Annotated in this window: 16 protein-coding genes; 5 read left to right on the top strand and 11 right to left on the bottom strand. The window is 37.3% G+C overall.

Going from position 1 to position 17,154, the window contains the following annotated elements:
- Nucleotides 1–111 precede the first annotated feature (111 nt).
- A complete protein-coding gene (gene groL / locus SIB53_RS06395) occupies nt 112–1,803 on the top strand; it encodes a chaperonin GroEL (RefSeq protein ID WP_413677433.1) in 1,692 nt (563 codons plus the stop codon).
- Nucleotides 1,804–1,859: 56 nt separating this feature from the next.
- Here groL and SIB53_RS06390 read toward each other — a convergent pair whose 3' ends face one another.
- The 5 genes from SIB53_RS06390 to SIB53_RS06370 all read right to left on the bottom strand — a co-directional run bounded on the left by SIB53_RS06390 (nt 1,860) and on the right by SIB53_RS06370 (nt 6,278).
- Nucleotides 1,860–2,207, bottom strand: a complete 348-nt coding sequence (locus SIB53_RS06390) for a hypothetical protein (RefSeq protein ID WP_413677432.1) — start codon at nt 2,205–2,207, stop codon at nt 1,860–1,862.
- 155 nt (nt 2,208–2,362) lie between these two features.
- Nucleotides 2,363–3,217, bottom strand: coding sequence for an ABC transporter permease (locus tag SIB53_RS06385; protein WP_413677431.1), 855 nt, complete (start codon nt 3,215–3,217; stop codon nt 2,363–2,365).
- A 31-nt stretch (nt 3,218–3,248) separates the two neighbouring features.
- Complete coding sequence (locus SIB53_RS06380) at nt 3,249–4,262, bottom strand: ATP-binding cassette domain-containing protein (protein ID WP_413677430.1); 1,014 nt, start codon at nt 4,260–4,262, stop codon at nt 3,249–3,251.
- Nucleotides 4,263–4,363: 101 nt separating this feature from the next.
- Nucleotides 4,364–5,359, bottom strand: a complete 996-nt coding sequence (locus SIB53_RS06375) for a heme o synthase (RefSeq protein ID WP_413677429.1) — start codon at nt 5,357–5,359, stop codon at nt 4,364–4,366.
- Nucleotides 5,352–6,278 (bottom strand): COX15/CtaA family protein, encoded by a 927-nt coding sequence (locus SIB53_RS06370; protein WP_413677428.1) that lies wholly within the window; start codon nt 6,276–6,278, stop codon nt 5,352–5,354. Before SIB53_RS06370 ends, SIB53_RS06375 begins: the two co-directional genes overlap by 8 nt.
- Before the next feature lie 184 nt (nt 6,279–6,462).
- Between SIB53_RS06370 and SIB53_RS06365 the strand changes: the two genes are divergently transcribed.
- From SIB53_RS06365 to SIB53_RS06350, 4 genes are all read left to right on the top strand, one after another.
- Entirely contained in the window at nt 6,463–7,275 is an 813-nt protein-coding gene (locus SIB53_RS06365; protein ID WP_413677427.1) for a cytochrome c oxidase subunit II, read from the top strand.
- A gap of 4 nt (nt 7,276–7,279) precedes the next feature.
- Nucleotides 7,280–8,920, top strand: coding sequence for a cytochrome c oxidase subunit I (gene ctaD / locus SIB53_RS06360; protein WP_413677426.1), 1,641 nt, complete (start codon nt 7,280–7,282; stop codon nt 8,918–8,920).
- On the top strand, nt 8,917–9,522 hold the full coding sequence (locus tag SIB53_RS06355; RefSeq protein ID WP_413677425.1) for a heme-copper oxidase subunit III: 606 nt from the start codon (nt 8,917–8,919) through the stop codon (nt 9,520–9,522). The genes ctaD and SIB53_RS06355 overlap by 4 nt, the downstream gene beginning before the upstream one ends.
- A 96-nt stretch (nt 9,523–9,618) precedes the next feature.
- On the top strand, nt 9,619–9,975 hold the full coding sequence (locus tag SIB53_RS06350) for an AbrB family transcriptional regulator (RefSeq protein ID WP_158466122.1): 357 nt from the start codon (nt 9,619–9,621) through the stop codon (nt 9,973–9,975).
- A gap of 31 nt (nt 9,976–10,006) precedes the next feature.
- Here SIB53_RS06350 and SIB53_RS06345 read toward each other — a convergent pair whose 3' ends face one another.
- The 6 genes from SIB53_RS06345 to topA form a co-directional block, all read right to left on the bottom strand.
- On the bottom strand, nt 10,007–10,663 hold the full coding sequence (locus SIB53_RS06345) for a riboflavin synthase (protein ID WP_413677424.1): 657 nt from the start codon (nt 10,661–10,663) through the stop codon (nt 10,007–10,009).
- Between the two features lie 83 nt (nt 10,664–10,746).
- Nucleotides 10,747–11,748: a hypothetical protein gene (locus SIB53_RS06340; RefSeq protein WP_413677423.1), complete on the bottom strand. Its 1,002-nt coding sequence runs from the start codon at nt 11,746–11,748 to the stop codon at nt 10,747–10,749.
- Nucleotides 11,749–11,753: 5 nt separating this feature from the next.
- A complete protein-coding gene (locus tag SIB53_RS06335; protein WP_413677422.1) occupies nt 11,754–12,950 on the bottom strand; it encodes a nicotinate-nucleotide--dimethylbenzimidazole phosphoribosyltransferase in 1,197 nt (398 codons plus the stop codon).
- A 6-nt stretch (nt 12,951–12,956) separates the two neighbouring features.
- Nucleotides 12,957–13,643: a DUF2232 domain-containing protein gene (locus SIB53_RS06330; RefSeq protein ID WP_413677421.1), complete on the bottom strand. Its 687-nt coding sequence runs from the start codon at nt 13,641–13,643 to the stop codon at nt 12,957–12,959.
- Nucleotides 13,644–13,645: 2 nt separating this feature from the next.
- Nucleotides 13,646–14,140 carry a hypothetical protein gene (locus tag SIB53_RS06325; protein WP_413677420.1) on the bottom strand — a complete coding sequence of 165 codons (495 nt, stop codon included), beginning with the start codon at nt 14,138–14,140 and terminating at the stop codon, nt 13,646–13,648.
- A 3-nt stretch (nt 14,141–14,143) separates the two neighbouring features.
- Complete coding sequence (gene topA / locus SIB53_RS06320) at nt 14,144–17,050, bottom strand: type I DNA topoisomerase (protein WP_413677419.1); 2,907 nt, start codon at nt 17,048–17,050, stop codon at nt 14,144–14,146.
- Between the last annotated feature and the right edge of the window lie 104 nt (nt 17,051–17,154).

The following is a 17,154-nucleotide window of genomic DNA, read 5'->3' as shown; positions in this document are numbered from 1 at the left end:
CTTCTGCAAAAATTGGGAAAATTTTGTGAATTACGATTCGGCTTTCCCCACTTCTTTACCCTCCCCTAATGTGTGATTCCTGTGGGAGATTAAGTTTAATTCAAATCAAATATGGCAAAACTTCTAAGTTTTTCAGACGAATCACGTGGTGCTCTAGAAAAAGGAGTAAACAACTTAGCCAATGCACTAAAAGTTACAATTGGCCCTAAGGGTAGAAATGTTGTTATTGAAAAAAAGTTTGGTGCCCCAGATATAGTTAATGATGGAGTAACTATTGCTAAAGAAATAGATCTTGAAGATCCATTTGAGAACATAGGAGCAAAGCTCATTGAACAAGTTGCATCAAAAACAAAGGAAAAAGCTGGAGATGGCACAACCACTGCAACAGTTCTAGCTCAATTCATGGTTCAAGAAGGATTGAGAAATACAGCAGCTGGAGCAAGCCCAATCGAATTAAGAAGGGGAATGGAAAAGGCTGTAGCTCAAATCGTTGATAATCTCAAGACAAAAAGCAAATCAGTCAGCGGTGATGCTATTAAACAAGTTGCGACAGTCAGTGCGGGTGGAGACGAGGAAATCGGTTCTATGATTGCAGATGCAATAGACAAGGTAAGTTTTGATGGAGTAATAACAGTTGAAGAATCAAAATCTTTAGCTACTGAGCTTGATATCACTGAGGGGATGGCATTTGACAGAGGTTATAGTTCACCATATTTTGTTACTGATGAAGATAGATTAATTTGTGAATTTGAAAATCCATCTATTTTAATCACTGACAAAAAAATTTCATCCATTGCCGATCTCATTCCAGTTCTGGAAACTGTTCAAAAAAATGGAACACCATTAATAATTCTTGCCGAAGAAGTAGAGGGTGAAGCATTAGCGACACTAGTAGTAAACAAAAACCGAGGAGTTTTACAAGTAGCAGCAGTTAGAGCTCCCTCATTTGGCGAGAGGAGAAAAGCTGCTCTAGGAGATATTGCTGTGCTAACTGGCGGCACCTTAATTAGCGAAGACAAAGCCATGAGTCTTGAGAAAGTTCAAATTTCTGATCTAGGTCAAGCAAGAAGAGTAACAATTACAAAGGACACCACAACAATTGTTGCAAATGAGAATCAAAATAATGAATTATCTAATCGAATCGCCTCAATCAAGAGAGAACTTGATGAAACCGATTCTGAGTATGACCAAGAAAAGTTAAACGAAAGAATAGCTAAGCTCGCAGGAGGTGTAGCCGTAATTAAAGTTGGTGCTCCCACTGAAACTGAGTTGAAGAACAGAAAACTCAGAATTGAAGATGCCCTTAATGCAACTCGTGCAGCTATTGAAGAGGGTATTGTTGCAGGTGGAGGAACGACTCTTTTAGAACTAAGTGAAGGACTTGAAGATTTATCTAAGAAGCTAGAAGGTGATCAAAGGACCGGAGTTGAAATTATCAAAAGAGCTTTGACCGCTCCAACAAAACAGATAGCTATAAATGCAGGATTTAACGGTGATGTTGTTGTTTCAGATATCAAGAGATTAGGTAAAGGCTTCAATGCACAAACTGGAGAGTATGTGGATTTGCTTGAAGCAGGAATATTGGATGCTTCAAAGGTAATACGGCTTGCTCTTCAAGATGCTGTCTCAATAGCCTCACTTTTAATAACAACTGAAGTTGTTATTGCAGACAAACCTGAGCCACCTTCAAGCCCAGGCGCTGAAGGAGGAGACCCAATGGGTGGTATGGGTGGTATGGGTGGTATGGGTGGTATGGGTGGTATGGGTGGTATGGGTGGTATGGGTATGCCAGGAATGATGTAAGGAAGAGAGAAGATCTACACTCTCAAATCAACGAAAATCAATATAAAATTTAAAGCTTATTTCCTCAACAACCACTTCTTAAGATAACTATATTTGGGCTTAGGAGGTAAAGGTATCAAAGCTTTAATTTCAGATCTAATTTTATTGTCTTTCACAGGATTTATAGCTTTGTTTTCATTATTTTCTTTATCTGCAATTTTATAAGATTTAATTTTAAACGATTCATCATTTTCATCCTTAATTGTCTCAAATTCTTTGGTTGTGATTTCTTTTTCCTGAGTATCATCATATTCCATATGAATTGCTTCATCATCCTCGAAAGAATTTTTTTGTGATTGATCTATTTTTTGATTATTTAAATTATTTGTATTTTGATTCAACTTGTTTAAATCTATATTTTTCAATTCTTCTAAGCTTTCTACTCCAAAACGATGTGCCCATTGAGATTTTAGGAGAGAATATAGATCACTATCATTGGCCTTTAGAGCTTCTATGATTTGTTTTTGTAGATGATACTTTCTAGGCTCCAAGGTTCTTCTTAATCGCTAAAATAAGATTATCAAGCAAGTTTGCGATTTAAAAGAGGTCTGATAAGAAAAAACAATGCAATTGTAAGAATACATAAAACTGCCAGGCAAGAATACCCATTGACTTCTCCATAAGGAGCATTAATTAAAACCACATTCAGGTCTACAGAATTGTGATATGCCATTCGTATTGGTTCAATCGCAAATGTTAATGGATTAATCGATGCTATCCATCCAAGCCATTCAGGCATAAAAGAGATGGGGGCCAATGCTGTGCTAGCGAAAAGAACAGGTAGATTAGCTATGAAGATAATTGCAATTAGCTCTATGTGTCCCGGCAATACAAAGGCCAATCCAAGACTTAAACCAGTTACTGCAAATACTAATAACAACAAGGTTATTGCTATCAGAAGGAACCCTCCCAGGCTTGGCCAGCCATAACCCAAAAGAGCAGATGTTGCCATTATTGCAAAACTCTGCAAAAGACTAATAGTAGTTATGTAGATTACTGAAGAAATTACGATTGAACTCCTACTAGTTAATGGAGCAACTAATAATCGATTAAGAAAACCAAATTCTCTGTCAAACATCACAGGGAGTCCAGCATTAAGAGCACCACTAAAAGCAGTAAAGACTATTAAACCTGCGCCAAGAAATTCTCCATAGCTACTACTCCCAGGCAAAAAATCTATTGGAGCATTAGAGAATAACGCTGCAAAAAGCAAAAGCCATATCAAAGGCTGAAGAATTCCTGCAAATAATGTAGAAGGTCTTCGAATTAATTGAATAAAAAGCCTCCATGTTAAGGCAGAAATCTCTTGCAACATTTCATTAAAATCATTTCTAGATTGCTTTTCCTTGGGAATTGATGGATTAGTAGTAATCATTTTTTTAATAATTCAGGAGTAATACAATCAGTTAACGCATCGATTTCTTATTCTCAAGTTTAAAGTCTCTTTTCCCAGCAAGTTCTAATTCAGCGTCCATAAGGGTTTTTCCAGTCGCTTGCAAATACACATCATCTAAACTTGGCCGACTGTGTGAAAGTGCAAAAACTTCAAAATTTTCTTTTGTAAGATGACTCGACAAATTTGAGATAACATCATTACTTTGGACTAAAAAATTTAAAGAATATCCTTGTTGTTGATTCACTACTACATTTGATACTCCGTTGATATTTTTAATTAATTTCCTTACAGATTCAGCCTCTACTTCATCACTGAACTCTCGCACCCTAAGTGTAACTCTATCTCCACCAAGTTCTTTTTTCAAATCTTCTGGTTTTCCACTAGCAATGACTTTTCCTTTATCAATAATAGCCATCTCATCTGCTAATTCATCTACTTCCTCGAGATAATGACTGCTTAAAAGAATTGTGGTGTCCTTATTTCTTAGTTCCTTCAATAATCCCCAAATAACTGATCGACTTTCTATATCCAAGCCAACAGTAGGTTCATCAAGAATCAATAATTCTGGTTCATGCAACAACCCTGAAGCGAGGTCAAGTCTCCTTTTCATCCCTCCCGAAAAAGAACCACATCTTCTATCAATCCATCCATGCATGTCTAATCTCTCAATCAATTCGTCAATTCTCTTTCTCTTATGTTTGCTATCTAGGTGATAAAGATCTCCTTGAAGTTGTAGTAACTCTCTGCCTGTGAGTATTTTATCGATTGCAACATCTTGAGCCACATAACCCAATCTTCGCCTAATTTCTTTTTCCTCAAAAAAGGCATCATGTCCTCCCACTTCAACATGCCCAGAATCAGGAGACAGGAGAGTAGAAATGATTCTAATTGCAGTACTTTTGCCCGCTCCGTTTGGGCCCAACAAACCATACAAAGAACCTTTAGGCACTTTAAGGTTGAGGCCATTTAGAGCCCTAATAGGGCCATAAGACTTAAATAAATCTCTTAGTTGGATGAAAAACATCTAAAAACAGATTGCCTAAAAAAATAAGCTGACATCTTCTAACAAATTCTAATTAATATTAGAGAGCAAGGTCATAAAGTTTTTATTTTTATTTTACAGACTTAAGAAATCCCCGTAGAGAAGTCTTTAATTAAAGCTATTAACTGATCATTAAAAATAATTGACATCTGTAATCTACTAATAACAAGCAAAAAACAAACTCCAAACATATAAAGAATAGACCACCTAAACAAACCCTTAGCACGATCTAAATCCTCTGGATTATCTCTTAATCTGGAAACCAATTGAAGAAGTCTTGAATTATAAGGTAGTAATAAAATTCCATATAACAAGCCTCCATCAGGCAAGACAAAACATCCTAAAAAACTTAAAAATACAGTTAGATATCCATAAACAGATATAGCTTTTGCTGTAACAAAAGGACCACTTACTGTTGGAAGCATAGGTATCCCAACAGATCTATAGTCCTCTCTTAATAATATGGCCAGAGCCCAAAAATGTGCTGGAGTCCAAACCATGACCAAAGAGAATAGCCACCAGCCACCCAATCCAATATGTCCTGCTGCGGCGGAAGCCCCTACAAGAGGAGGAATTGCTCCAGCTACTCCTCCAAAAACTATATTTTGAGATGTTCTAGGTTTTAAGAATGCTGTATACAGGAGAACATAACTACAAAGCCCTAAAAGAGTAAGTCCTGCTGCTAAGCAGTTAACTCCACTTACTAAAAGGGCTGAAGCAGCAAGTGTAGAAGCAATTGCTCCAATAAAAACAGATGACTGAGAAAGGCGACCAGAAGGCAATGCTCTATTACTGGTACGTTTCATTCGCTTATCAAGATCTTGTTCCCACAAACAGTTAAGAGCTCCTGCTGCTGCTGCGGCAAGAGCTCCTCCACCCAAAGTGCAGGCCAATCTTGGTGAGGGTAATGGCCATTCCTCCGAAAGAGCCATTCCACCAACTGTGGTAGCAAGTAAAAGAGGAATTAATCTTGGTTTGGCTACCTCTAACCAAGCTGGTAGTTTAATACGCTTTCTAGAGGGAACGATTTCCTCGCGATTGACAGTCTGTGAAATCAAATCTGATGTAGAACTAACCATGACATGCCTCCAAAGTTGATTGATTTATGAAAAGTGATTGAGAAGATTCATCAATTCCTCTACCTTTAAAATTCAAAGCTGCTATAACCGCCACTAACAAGCATGCAATTAGTTGATGTCCAATAATAAGACTGGGTTCACTCATCCCTAGATGAATAGAAAAAACCCCTAAAAAGATTTGTGTGGTAATCAAAAAAATAATCGTCAAAAGATAGGGCCATTGATTAATAAAAATATCTCTCTGAAACGATGAGACAATTACGAATAAAATCACCAAAAAGCTCACAGGGATTGCAGTTAACTGGTGAAGTCCTAAGAGATTGCAAGAATCTCCGAAATCTAAGCATCTTTGAGCTGCCCATGAGGTTGCCACCCGACTACCTAATAAAGACTGAGCTACTACTGAAAAAAGAGATAAAAATCCAAAAGATCGAAGCCAAAGTGGGAAAATTGATTTACCAGGATTAAGCAATTGTTGAGTCACGCCACTCATGATCGCAACAAGAGTAAATGCAACTGCCAGATGAGCTATGACGATTAAAGATGGTAAAAGTTGCAGCACTGTCAGAGCACCTAAAAAACCCTGAAAAGCAACCAATAAAGTTATGGATCCATAGGTCCAAGGAAGCCAATTCGGTAAAGTTTTCGCCCAGCGCAAAGACAGCATAAATTGAATAATTAAAACAATCCCAACAAAGAAGGCATCTAAGCGATGAAACCATTCCAAGAAGACTTGTAAATTCATTTGCCTACCAGGCAAAAACGATCCAAAACATAGAGGCCAGTCTGGGCAAGCGAGACCAGCCTCCATCACTCTGGTTGCTCCTCCAATCACTACAAGAGTAATCAGCGCAACTACCACATGAGCAGCAAGCTGACCTAATCTAAAGCGCGGCTTTGGTGGATAAATAATCTGCACGAATACAAAAATCAATCAAGATCATTGTTAATTCAACGTAGCGATTAGTTTGTGCACGTCACCTGAATAAACGGACTGCAACATAAAGATTCTCTTTAAAAAAAAATTATTCATCTTGAATTAACAATTAGCCGATACATTAGTTACTTTTGCCCATAACCTATAAATAGAAAAGGAGATCTTCTTGCCGAAACTGTCGGCCATATTAACTCTTGCTTCAAGTTTAATTCTTGGCGTAGCAGGCGTATGGATTGCATACAACGTCGATATGCTTCCCGCGAGTGCGAGCATGAATGCACCTGTTTACGATGAACTCTACCGAGTCCTATTCATTATTGGCTCCATACTTTTCATAGGTATGACTGCTTTAGTAATTTATAGCCTTATTCAATTTCGTCGTAGGCCTGGAGAGACTGGTGATGGAATTGACTTAGAAGGTAATATTTCTCTGGAAATTTTCTGGACAGCAGTTCCTGCCATTGTTGTTTTGTTTGTAGGTTTATATAGCTACGATATTTATGATCGGATGGGTGGCATGCAACCTTTAATGCATAATCACAGTGATCAAATGGATAATCATGCCGAGAGAGTGTGGGGGGGTATTGGTTCAGGGCCAATTGAGTCTTCATCTATAAAAAATTCATCCTCATTACCAATTGAGTTAACTGCAATGCAATTTGCTTTTATCTTTCATTATCCAAAAGGAGATATTATTTCTGGCGAACTGCATGTTCCAGTTGGAAGAGAAGTTAGTTTAAAAATGGAATCTAAAGATGTAATACATGCTTTTTGGGTGCCTCAATTCAGACTTAAGCAAGATGTCATTCCAGGCCAACCAACAATTTTAAATTTTACTCCTACAAAAGCAGGTAATTTTCCAATTGTTTGCGCAGAATTGTGTGGCCCTTATCATGGTGGGATGAGATCAAACGTAATAGTTGATGAACAAGAAGACTTTGATAATTGGTTAAGAGAAAACTCTAAAGAATCAATATAAATTTATGACTATTTCACTCAAGCCAAGCAACTCTCCTCCAGAAAAGCTTCAACCAACTGGATGGCTAAAATATCTGAGTTTTAGTCTCGATCATAAAGTAATAGGTCTTCAATATTTAGTTTGTGGTTTCTTGTTTTATTTAATTGGAGGTTCTTTAGCTGGAGCAATAAGGGTAGAGCTTATTAGTCCGCTCTCAGATTTCATGCCTAGAGAGGTTTACAACCAAGTTTTAACTCTCCATGGCACGATCATGATTTTCTTATGGATCGTACCTGTAGTGAATGGTGCCTTTGGCAACTATTTAATACCTTTTTACGTTGGAGCAAGAGACATGGCCTTCCCGAGACTGAATGCAGTTGCTTTTTGGCTAATACCTCCCTCGGGTTTGATGTTGATAACAAGCTATTTCATAAATGGTGCAGCTCAATCTGGATGGACAGCATATCCACCTTTAAGCATTACGACTCCAGCCTCCGGTCAAATTATTTGGATATTAAGTGTATTACTTTTGGGTGGAAGCTCAATCTTTGGTGGTATAAATTTCATCGCTACCATCCTTAAGTTAAGAAGACCTGGACTTAAATTAATGCAATTACCCATGTATTGCTGGGCAATGCTTGGTACAAGTATTCTTGTCGTTCTATCAACTCCAGTGCTCGCTGGTACTTTAATACTTTTAAGCTTTGACATCGTTGCTCATACCGGTTTCTTCAATCCAAGTCTTGGTGGAAATGTAATTGTTTATCAACATCTTTTTTGGTTTTACTCGCATCCTGCTGTTTATATCATGGTCTTGCCTGCCTTTGGTTTAGTAAGTGAAATACTTCCAATTCATAGTAGAAAACCACTTTTTGGCTATACAACAATGGTCTTCTCAATTATGGGAATAGTTGTGTTAGGCCTAGTCGTTTGGGCCCATCATATGTTTACTAGTGGGACTCCTCCATGGATGCGCTTATTTTTCACAATCGCTACAGCATTTATAGCTGTTCCTACAGGTATAAAATTCTTCAATTGGGTTGCAACCTTATGGGGAGGGAAAATATCCCTTAATGCTGCAATGCTATTTTCCTGCGGATTTATTATTAACTTTGTTTTAGGTGGAATAACAGGAGTTGCCCTTGCTCAAGTACCTTTTGATGTTCATGTACACGATACCTATTTTGTTGTTGCTCATTTTCACTACATAGTCTATGGAGGTTCTGTATTTGTTATCTTCTCCTCTATTTATCACTGGTTCCCAAAATTTACAGGGAAGATGCTCAATGAAAATCTTGGAAGATTCCACTTCATAATTACTTTTATAGGCTTTAATCTTTGTTTTGCTCCTCAACACTGGCTAGGTTTAAATGGAATGCCTCGACGGGTTGCTGAATACGATCCACAATTTCAATTAATCAATCAAATAAGTAGTGTAGGTGCATTATTAATGGCTTTAAGTACTTTACCTTTTTTATGGAATATTCTTCAAAGCATCCTCTACGGGGATAATGCTGGAGACAATCCATGGAATGCACTCACTCCTGAGTGGTTAACAAGTTCACCTCCTCCTGTTGAGAATTGGGAGGGAGAAGCACCACTCGTTCTTGAACCATATGGCTATGGCGAAAAAGATTCAAATAAAACTCAGGAGGGAATAAAATGACATCGATAATTCCAAAAGAGCAACCCTCAGAAAGCAAGAAAGATCTCTCAATTGAAGAACATGAAGATTTTCGTTTGTTTGGCTTAATAGCTTTTTTAATCGCAGACGGGATGACTTTTGCAGGATTTTTTGCGGCATATCTAACCTTCAAAGCTGTAAACCCCATTGGTCCTGATGCTATTTACGACTTAGAACTACCATTACCAACTTTAAATACAGTTTTGCTCCTAGTTAGTAGCTTTACTTTTCATCGGGCTGGGAAATTTCTAGAAAAAAATGAATCAAAACAATGTCAAAAATGGCTTCTTATAACAGGAGCATTGGGAGTGGCATTTTTAATCAGTCAAATGTTTGAGTACTTTACTTTGCCTTTTGGATTAACTGACAACCTTTTTGCAAGTACTTTTTATGCATTAACTGGCTTTCATGGGCTTCACGTAACACTTGGATCAATAATGATAATGATTATCTGGTGGCAAACACGTATCCCATCAGGTCGAGTGAATAATGAAAACAAGTTCCCATTTGAGGCAGTAGAGCTCTATTGGCACTTTGTAGATGGGATTTGGGTAGTTTTATTCATCATCCTTTACCTGCTTTGAGAAGTAAATATTGATACTAAGCAAGAAACTTTGAATTAATTTGTTGCCACAATTCCACTTATTGGTCAGAATTATGTTAATTAAAAACAGTCTGAAATGCTTGTTGGAAAAGAACTCCTAGACAAAGCAAGATCTTTGAGTAACCGTCCAGAAGACGAAATAGCTAAAGGATGTGGTTACGTGGGGCCTAGCGGGAGAGTTTTACGTAAAAGTTTTTACCGTGCTCTAGTCGAAGCTAAAGGTTATAAACTTCGCTCGAATGGTCCTGGGAGAGCAGGAAATAGATCTTCAAGAGGTAGACAAGCGGAATTCCGGACTAAAGTTCATGGCAATGGCAATCTTCTTATCGGACATGCCTATACTAAAAAACTAGGTCTTGAACCAGGGCAGGAATTTCGTATTGATGTAAGAAAAGAGTCTGGAGCGATAAGTTTGTTACCACTCAAGAAATAATAAATCGCGCAAAGCAATAGAATAAAGCTTACTAATTCCAACCTTGCTCCGAAAGCCACTGAGCGTTAACAGTTGGGTTTTGTTTTGAAACGGAGTTATTGTTATTCACTTTTAGAAGTTTTTCTGCGTACTTAGCCATCAAGTCGACTTCCAAATTAACCTTTTCGCCAATTTTCAAAAACTGTAAGCATGTATTTGACCACGTGTGAGGTATTACGGCTAATGAAAATTCACAACCATCAAAATATATCTCTGCAATAGTTAGACTTATTCCATTTAAACTAATACTAGCCTTATCGCATATATATTTGCAGAAATTTAAATCGTCCCAAGATACCCTCAAATTCCAAGAATTTTTTAGATTTTTAATTGAAACAACTTCACCCAACCCATCTATATGTCCACTAACAATATGTCCACCTAACCGGTCAGAAAGACGCAATGCTGGCTCAAGATTTACATAACCATTTTTCAGAGCTTTTTCTGCAAGATTTGTTCTCTTGAGAGTCTCTTCACTTATATCTGCGGTAAAAGAATCATTCATCAATTCAGAAACTGTTAGACAAACCCCATCAACAGAAATACTATCTCCAAGTTTTAGAGGGGAAAAAGGCATACATCCATCTACAACTACCCCTAAGTTCTTTTTCTTGATAGTACCAATAGCCTGAATTAAACCAGTAAACATTATTTGGCTTACAACTTTTAGAATGCTAGTTATGGTAATTAGAAATGTCTTTGAAAAGTTTTTGAATTTCAAATTTAGTTTGGTTATGAATTATTCCAATGTAAAGCCAAATCTTTTTTCATCTCAAAACTTAGTATTGGCAATGACCAACATTTATTCCAAACACTTTCTTCTGGAAGAAAGATAGATTGATACTTCTGGGGAACATTTATATTTTTTCTCCTTAAGTCTGATAAATCTGTTGTTGGCAAAAAGCCTTTCCTAATGACACGACTCAAATAAGTAGCGCCCCATAAAGAATCAAACCAATCAGTAGGGAAATACGCAGTAGACTGAGAAGGTGAAGCAAGTACTGTCCAATTAAGTGGACTTCCTTCCTTGGGTAATAAAACGGACAAGCGTGGATCTTTAGTAAGGCTATCAACACAGCTAGATAAAGGTAAAACTGCTGCATTAGCTCTACCTGAAGTAACCCAGTTCAATGCATTCCTATCGTCAAATGACTTGGCTTGACTCTTGATTTTTGAGAAATCATTAACTAAATCTAATTTATGTGCTATCGAAATCAGAAGATAAGGACTATTAGGAAAAACTATTTGATTTGCAAGTGAACTCGAAAAGATAACTTCCCAAGAATTCTTATTCTTTAGAGCCAGAGAATCTTCATTTCTAAAAAGTATCACCCAAGGACTAACGGCTAAAGGTAAAAGCTTTTTTTTATAATCCTCGCCTAACCCATCGAGAAAAGAACTAGTCTGCTTGCTGAAATTATTTCTAATGCTATTTGCTTTAATTTCTTGAAGTGAATTAATAGATAAATCAGAAATCCAACCATCATTTAAGACTAATAAATCTGTTTTTTCTTGAAAAGTAGAGTTATAGGAAAATTTCTTTAACTCGATATCTTTTATAGGTAAGAATTCCCAATTTGTAGATAAACTATTAAAAAATTCACTAGGGAAACTGTTAGGGACTCCTCTCAAAGCTAGTTTCTTTTCTGAAGTTGCGCACCCAGATAATAAAAACAATGAAGAAATTAATCCATATTTGATAAACTCTCTCCTTGCAAATGTATCAGTATTCATATTACTTAGATCCCTTCACAAGTTTTTTCATTATTTGACCTAAATAAATTACCAACCTCCATATCACATCTTTCAATCATTTCTTTCTGAGTCAAGCCCTTAATTTGAGCGAGTAAAGATAATGCACCAGCACCAACACCCTCTTTGACGTAACCAATCTCATAATCTCGAAGAACCTTTTGATTACTCTCCTTAAATCTATAACCACTAGCAAGACCTAGGACATTTACTTTGAAATGATTGGCGACATGATTCATTAAATGAATAAAAGAATTTCTATTTTCACCAGAGGAAAGTGATTCATCAACTAACCATGATGTGGTTCCTATTAAAATTTTACCAACAAATTCAGAGCGTGATTCAAGTTCAATTTCATTTAGTGCCAAAGCCAATACTGCCAACATTTGACAACCTCCTCCTAATAAAATCTCCTGGCGAGATTCTTTAGCTCCCATTAAAAGACCAACTGCAATTGGCTGAAATGGATCACCAACAGCAGACATTAGATCAACAGAAGATGGATTCTTCTTTAATTTTGCGGCTTTAAGTCCTTGTTTAACTAATTTTGTTTTTAATTCTGAAGGTGGATTTCTATGACTTCCGCTTATGAGACCATCAACACTTATACCTAATCCAGAGAGAACTGCAAAAGCAGTAGATGTCCCTCCTGGGACACATTCCGTGATCAAAAGAGATGTTTTTAAGTTCTTACCTATCTTAAAACCAGCTTCTAGCAAAAGATTAACCCTGGTTCTTTCCATTGCATTCCCTGAGCTCAAACATCTAGCGGGGCCTAGTTTGGGTGATTCTAGAGAAATGTGAGGGAAGGGAGGGGTTTGTAGCAGTCCAGCAGATATGATTATTGGTTTAATTTTCAAGAACCTTGAGGCCACATAACTAATCAATGCAGGAGAAACGCCTGCAGGCAAAGGAGGCAAAGGCCATCTTTTTGGAAGATTAGGTCCTTTCAATAAAAGTTCAGCATCTGCAACTGCTGTATAACGTCTAGAGACCGCAGAGGAACCAGCAGCAGAAATCCCCTCAATCTCCGCTGTTTGAGATCCAGCAAGAATTAAAAAGAACGCCGTATTCGTAATATTTTCTTGCCACCTTTGAACTCGTCCGTCAACATTTTGCTCTTGTAGGCCTTCTCCAAAAGCCAATACGCCTGACGGCAACAAAACATAGCTGTCTCCTGTCATTTTTAATCAATTGGATTCGAGAGAAATAAAGTTTCCTAGCAAAGCGGGTGGTTCTGGTATTGATGATTTGAGCCTAGGGAAAATCCAATAAGCCAAAGCATGAAGGCAAAGAACGTAAACGATTTCTTGAGTTATTATTAGACATAGTGCAACTACTTGAACCAGTCTCATACCTGGAGTAAAAGAAAGATTGAAAATATCTATTCCTTTTTCAAGCAATCCTGCTCCAGCACGAGTAAGAATAACCCACAAATTCTCACCAACCAACACAGATAAGGCGAATACCCTAACTAGAAAACCCATTGTTCCGATTGAGACTCCAACACTCCAACTTAGCCACCAATTCCATCCCTTTTTCCAACTATATCCTAACCATAAGGAAAGTAATCCATATGGAAAAAGAACTAAAGGTCCTCTTAGCGGACCCATCAGGGTAGTTAATAACATTACGCATATTGTCACTCCCTCAATACCAGTTTTGACACCTCTTCGTATTTGAAGAAGAGCCAATGGCAATGGTAAAGCAAGACGAAAAACAGCTCCACCAATGGGCAAATAATAAAGAGCTATCCAAACCAAAGCTGTAAAAGCCGCAAGATAAGAAGACTCAACAATTTTTAATGCTTGTCTCTTACTGAGAGGAGCTTTGTACAGAGATCTACTTTTAAAAAAGTTTTTATTATCCAAAATCAAAATTATTTTCTTTTTAAAGATGTTTCCTTTGCAAAATTGTCCTCATCAAAACGTTCGATCTTTTCCACTTCAAATTGAACTCCAGCTTTTCTTAGAGTCTGAGTAACCGTCTCAGCAGGTGCAGAGGGATCTGCACCTGCTAATCTTAAAATAATTCTGTACGGCTGTGGATTATAAATTTTCTTCTTTATTGATTTGCTTGATTTTTGTTGATTAAGTCTATCTTTATTAGATATTGAATTTTCTTTGATAATATTCACAAAATCATTTTCATTGTCTTTCTTATCTTCTTTTATTCTTGATTTGATTTTTGTTTTTTTATTAAGTTTTTGTGGCTTATTAATAGTTTTTACTAAAGTTTTTGGATCCTCAATGGTATCAAAACTATTTTCCAACTTTTCACCAATTAAAGTGTTTGAACATGATTGAAGTGGAAGAAGAGTAACTATTAGAAATAATCTAATAAATATTTTCTCAACTAATCTTGAAATATTCAAAATTTATTTTGTTTTAATTACCCTGACTTTACTTGCTCGTAAACGTCCTGTTTTGGTTGTAGAAGGCGCTTTTCGAGCACTAATTTTTTTGGATGATGATGAATCCAAATCTTTCTTAGATGACTTTGTTGTCTTTTTCGTAGAATTTTTTTTCTTAGTTGTAGTCTTTTTGCTTGATTTCTTTGCTTCTAATAATTGAATAGCCTCCTCGATAGAGATATCTTCTGCACTTTTGCCCTCGGGTAGAGAAGCATTTACTTTGCCCTGTTTAACATATAAACCATATGGACCATTAAATAATTGGATGGTTTCTTTTTCTCCTTCTGGGATACCAAGTTCTTTCAAAGCAGTTCTTCCCCCTCTCCCTCGCTTGGGGATAGATAAAAGCTCAAGCGCTCTTTCTAGGCTTACTTGAAGTACGTCATCTTCGCCCTTAATTGACCGATAATCTTTCTCACCACCATTTTTGCTCCAAACCACATAGGGACCAAATCGACCCAAACTTGATTGAACTCTTCCTCCTTCTGGATGCTCTCCAAGTAGACGTGGTAGTTGAATTAATCCGAGAGCCTGCTCAAAAGTCAAATTCTCTGGTTTTATATTCTTTGGTAATGAGGTCCTTTTTGGATTTGGCGCCTTTTTTAATGATTTATCATCTAGATATTCAAGCGCATTTTCTACATCTATTTCTTCCTCTTTTACATTCTCTGGCAACAGAAGCTGAACCTTTGATGAATCCTGCTTTAAATAGAGTCCATATTGACTACTTTTAAACAAGCGAAGATTTCCTAGCTTTTTCTTGCCTTTTGGAATCCCAAGATCCTTCAATTCGACTACTAAACCTCGTTGAATAAAATGACCATATCTACCATTTAATAGATATAAGTTCTGTCCACTATCAGGATCAACGCCTAGAGATTCAGGCCCCTCAGCTTTTTGTTTTAAAATCATCTCTGCGATATCCTCGTCCAAATCTGCGGGAGTAATTTCCTGTGGGAGAGTAGCTGTTATGGGCTTACCATTTTCACCAAGTTGCTTTGATTCCAAATATGTTCCAAATTTGCCCAACCTAACAAGAGACGAAAGTCCTTCCAAAGAGACAGCTCGGAATTCCCCTCCATCTATATCTCCTTCTCTTTGTTGAACTTGATTCTCTAGGCCAGTATCACCTTTATAAAAGCCCTTAAGGTATGGGAGCCAACTCACTTTCCCGGTTGATATCTCATCAAGTGTAGATTCCATTCGAGCTGTAAAACTGGTATCTACAAGATCAGGAAAATGTTCCTCAAGAAGTGCCGTCACAGCAAATGCTGTAAAACTTGGAGTCAAAGAATTGTTATTTAGAACTGAATAACCTCGATCTACGATTGTTCCAATAATGCTTGCATATGTTGACGGACGACCTATACCTTCTTTCTCTAGTGTTTTGACTAATGAAGCTTCGCTATATCTAGCTGGAGGCTGGGTCTGATGCCCCAACGCCTCTACATCATTAACTGATGGAGAATCTCCTACAGCTAATTTAGGCAAAAGCACTTCTTGTCCTTCAAGTGCACTATCAGGATCATCAGTACCTTCAACATAAGCTCTAAAAAAGCCAGGGAAGTCTATTCGTTTACCACTAGCCCGGAAAGTTACATCAGATGCTTGTAATTCCACTCCAAGCATTGTCAACCTTGCATCGGCCATTTGACTGGCAACTGTTCTTTTCCAAATAAGTTCATATAAAGAAAGGTCCCTCCCTTGCAAGTTGGACTCTTTGGGTGTTTTAAAGCTCTCACCAGAGGGACGAATTGCCTCATGGGCTTCTTGAGCATTTCTGGTCTTGTTGGAAAATTGGCGAGGCTTTTTACTCAAATATTCAGCCCCATATTTTGATTCAACACAATTTCGTGAGGCACTAATTGCTTGATCGGATAAATGAACAGAATCTGTTCTCATATATGTAATAAAACCTCTTTCATACAAACCCTGGGCACATCTCATAGTCTCCCTAGCTGATAATCGAAGTTTTCTATTAGCTTCTTGTTGTAATGTGCTTGTTGTAAAAGGAGGAACTGGTTTACGGATTGACGGTTTTTCCTCAACATTAATAACTTTCCAAGTATCAGTAGTTAATTTTTTAGCAAGTATCTTAGATTCATCTTCCTTGAGTAATTTGACATTGCGACCAGATTTCAATAATCCAGTTGACTCATCAAAATCACTACCAATAGCAATTCTTTGCCCCCCAATTGAGGTCATTTTCACCTCGAATTCACTACCTTCTTTTTCTAATTTTGCCTTTAAGTCCCAATAACTTCCACTTTTGAAAGATCTCCTAGCTCTCTCTCTCAGAACAAGCAATCTTACTGCAACTGATTGGACTCTTCCAGCAGATAAACCCCAAGAAACTTTCTTCCATAGAAGAGGAGACAAAGTATAACCAACTAATCTGTCTAAAATCCTCCTTGTCTCTTGGGCATGAACTAATTCCATATCAATTTCTCTTGTTTTAGATAGCGCTTTGGAAATAGCTTCTTTGGTTATCTCATGAAAGACCATCCTCTTCACAGGGATTTTGGGGTCAAGTACATTCATTAAATGCCAGCTTATACTCTCACCTTCTCTGTCTTCATCAGTCGCAAGCAACAATTCACTAGCACCCTTCAAAGATTGTTTTAATTCCTTGACAATTTTTTTCTTATCTTTGGGAACCACGTACAAAGGATCAAAATCAGCAGTTGTATTAACTCCAATCGTTGCCCATTTTTCTCCTTTATGCTTTGCAGGGATCTCAGAGGCATTATTAGGCAAGTCTCTTATATGCCCCATTGACGCAAGAACTTGGAAATCCTTAGGCAAAAACCCTTTAATAGTTTTTGCCTTTGTGGGACTTTCAACAATTACCAGAGTATGGTCAGTGGACATCAGCTCAATTTTCCTCCCTCTTATCTAACGTATTGAATAGTAAAATGCATAGCCCAAAATGATAAAAAAGGCATATTTCATAACTTCGCTAGAGTTATGAAATC

Origin of the sequence: Prochlorococcus sp. MIT 0916, assembly GCF_047305155.1 — a bacterium.
GTDB lineage: Bacteria > Cyanobacteriota > Cyanobacteriia > PCC-6307 > Cyanobiaceae > Prochlorococcus_B.
The sequence above is the reverse complement of the archived record's forward strand: the minus strand, read 5'-3'. Positions and strand labels throughout refer to the sequence as shown.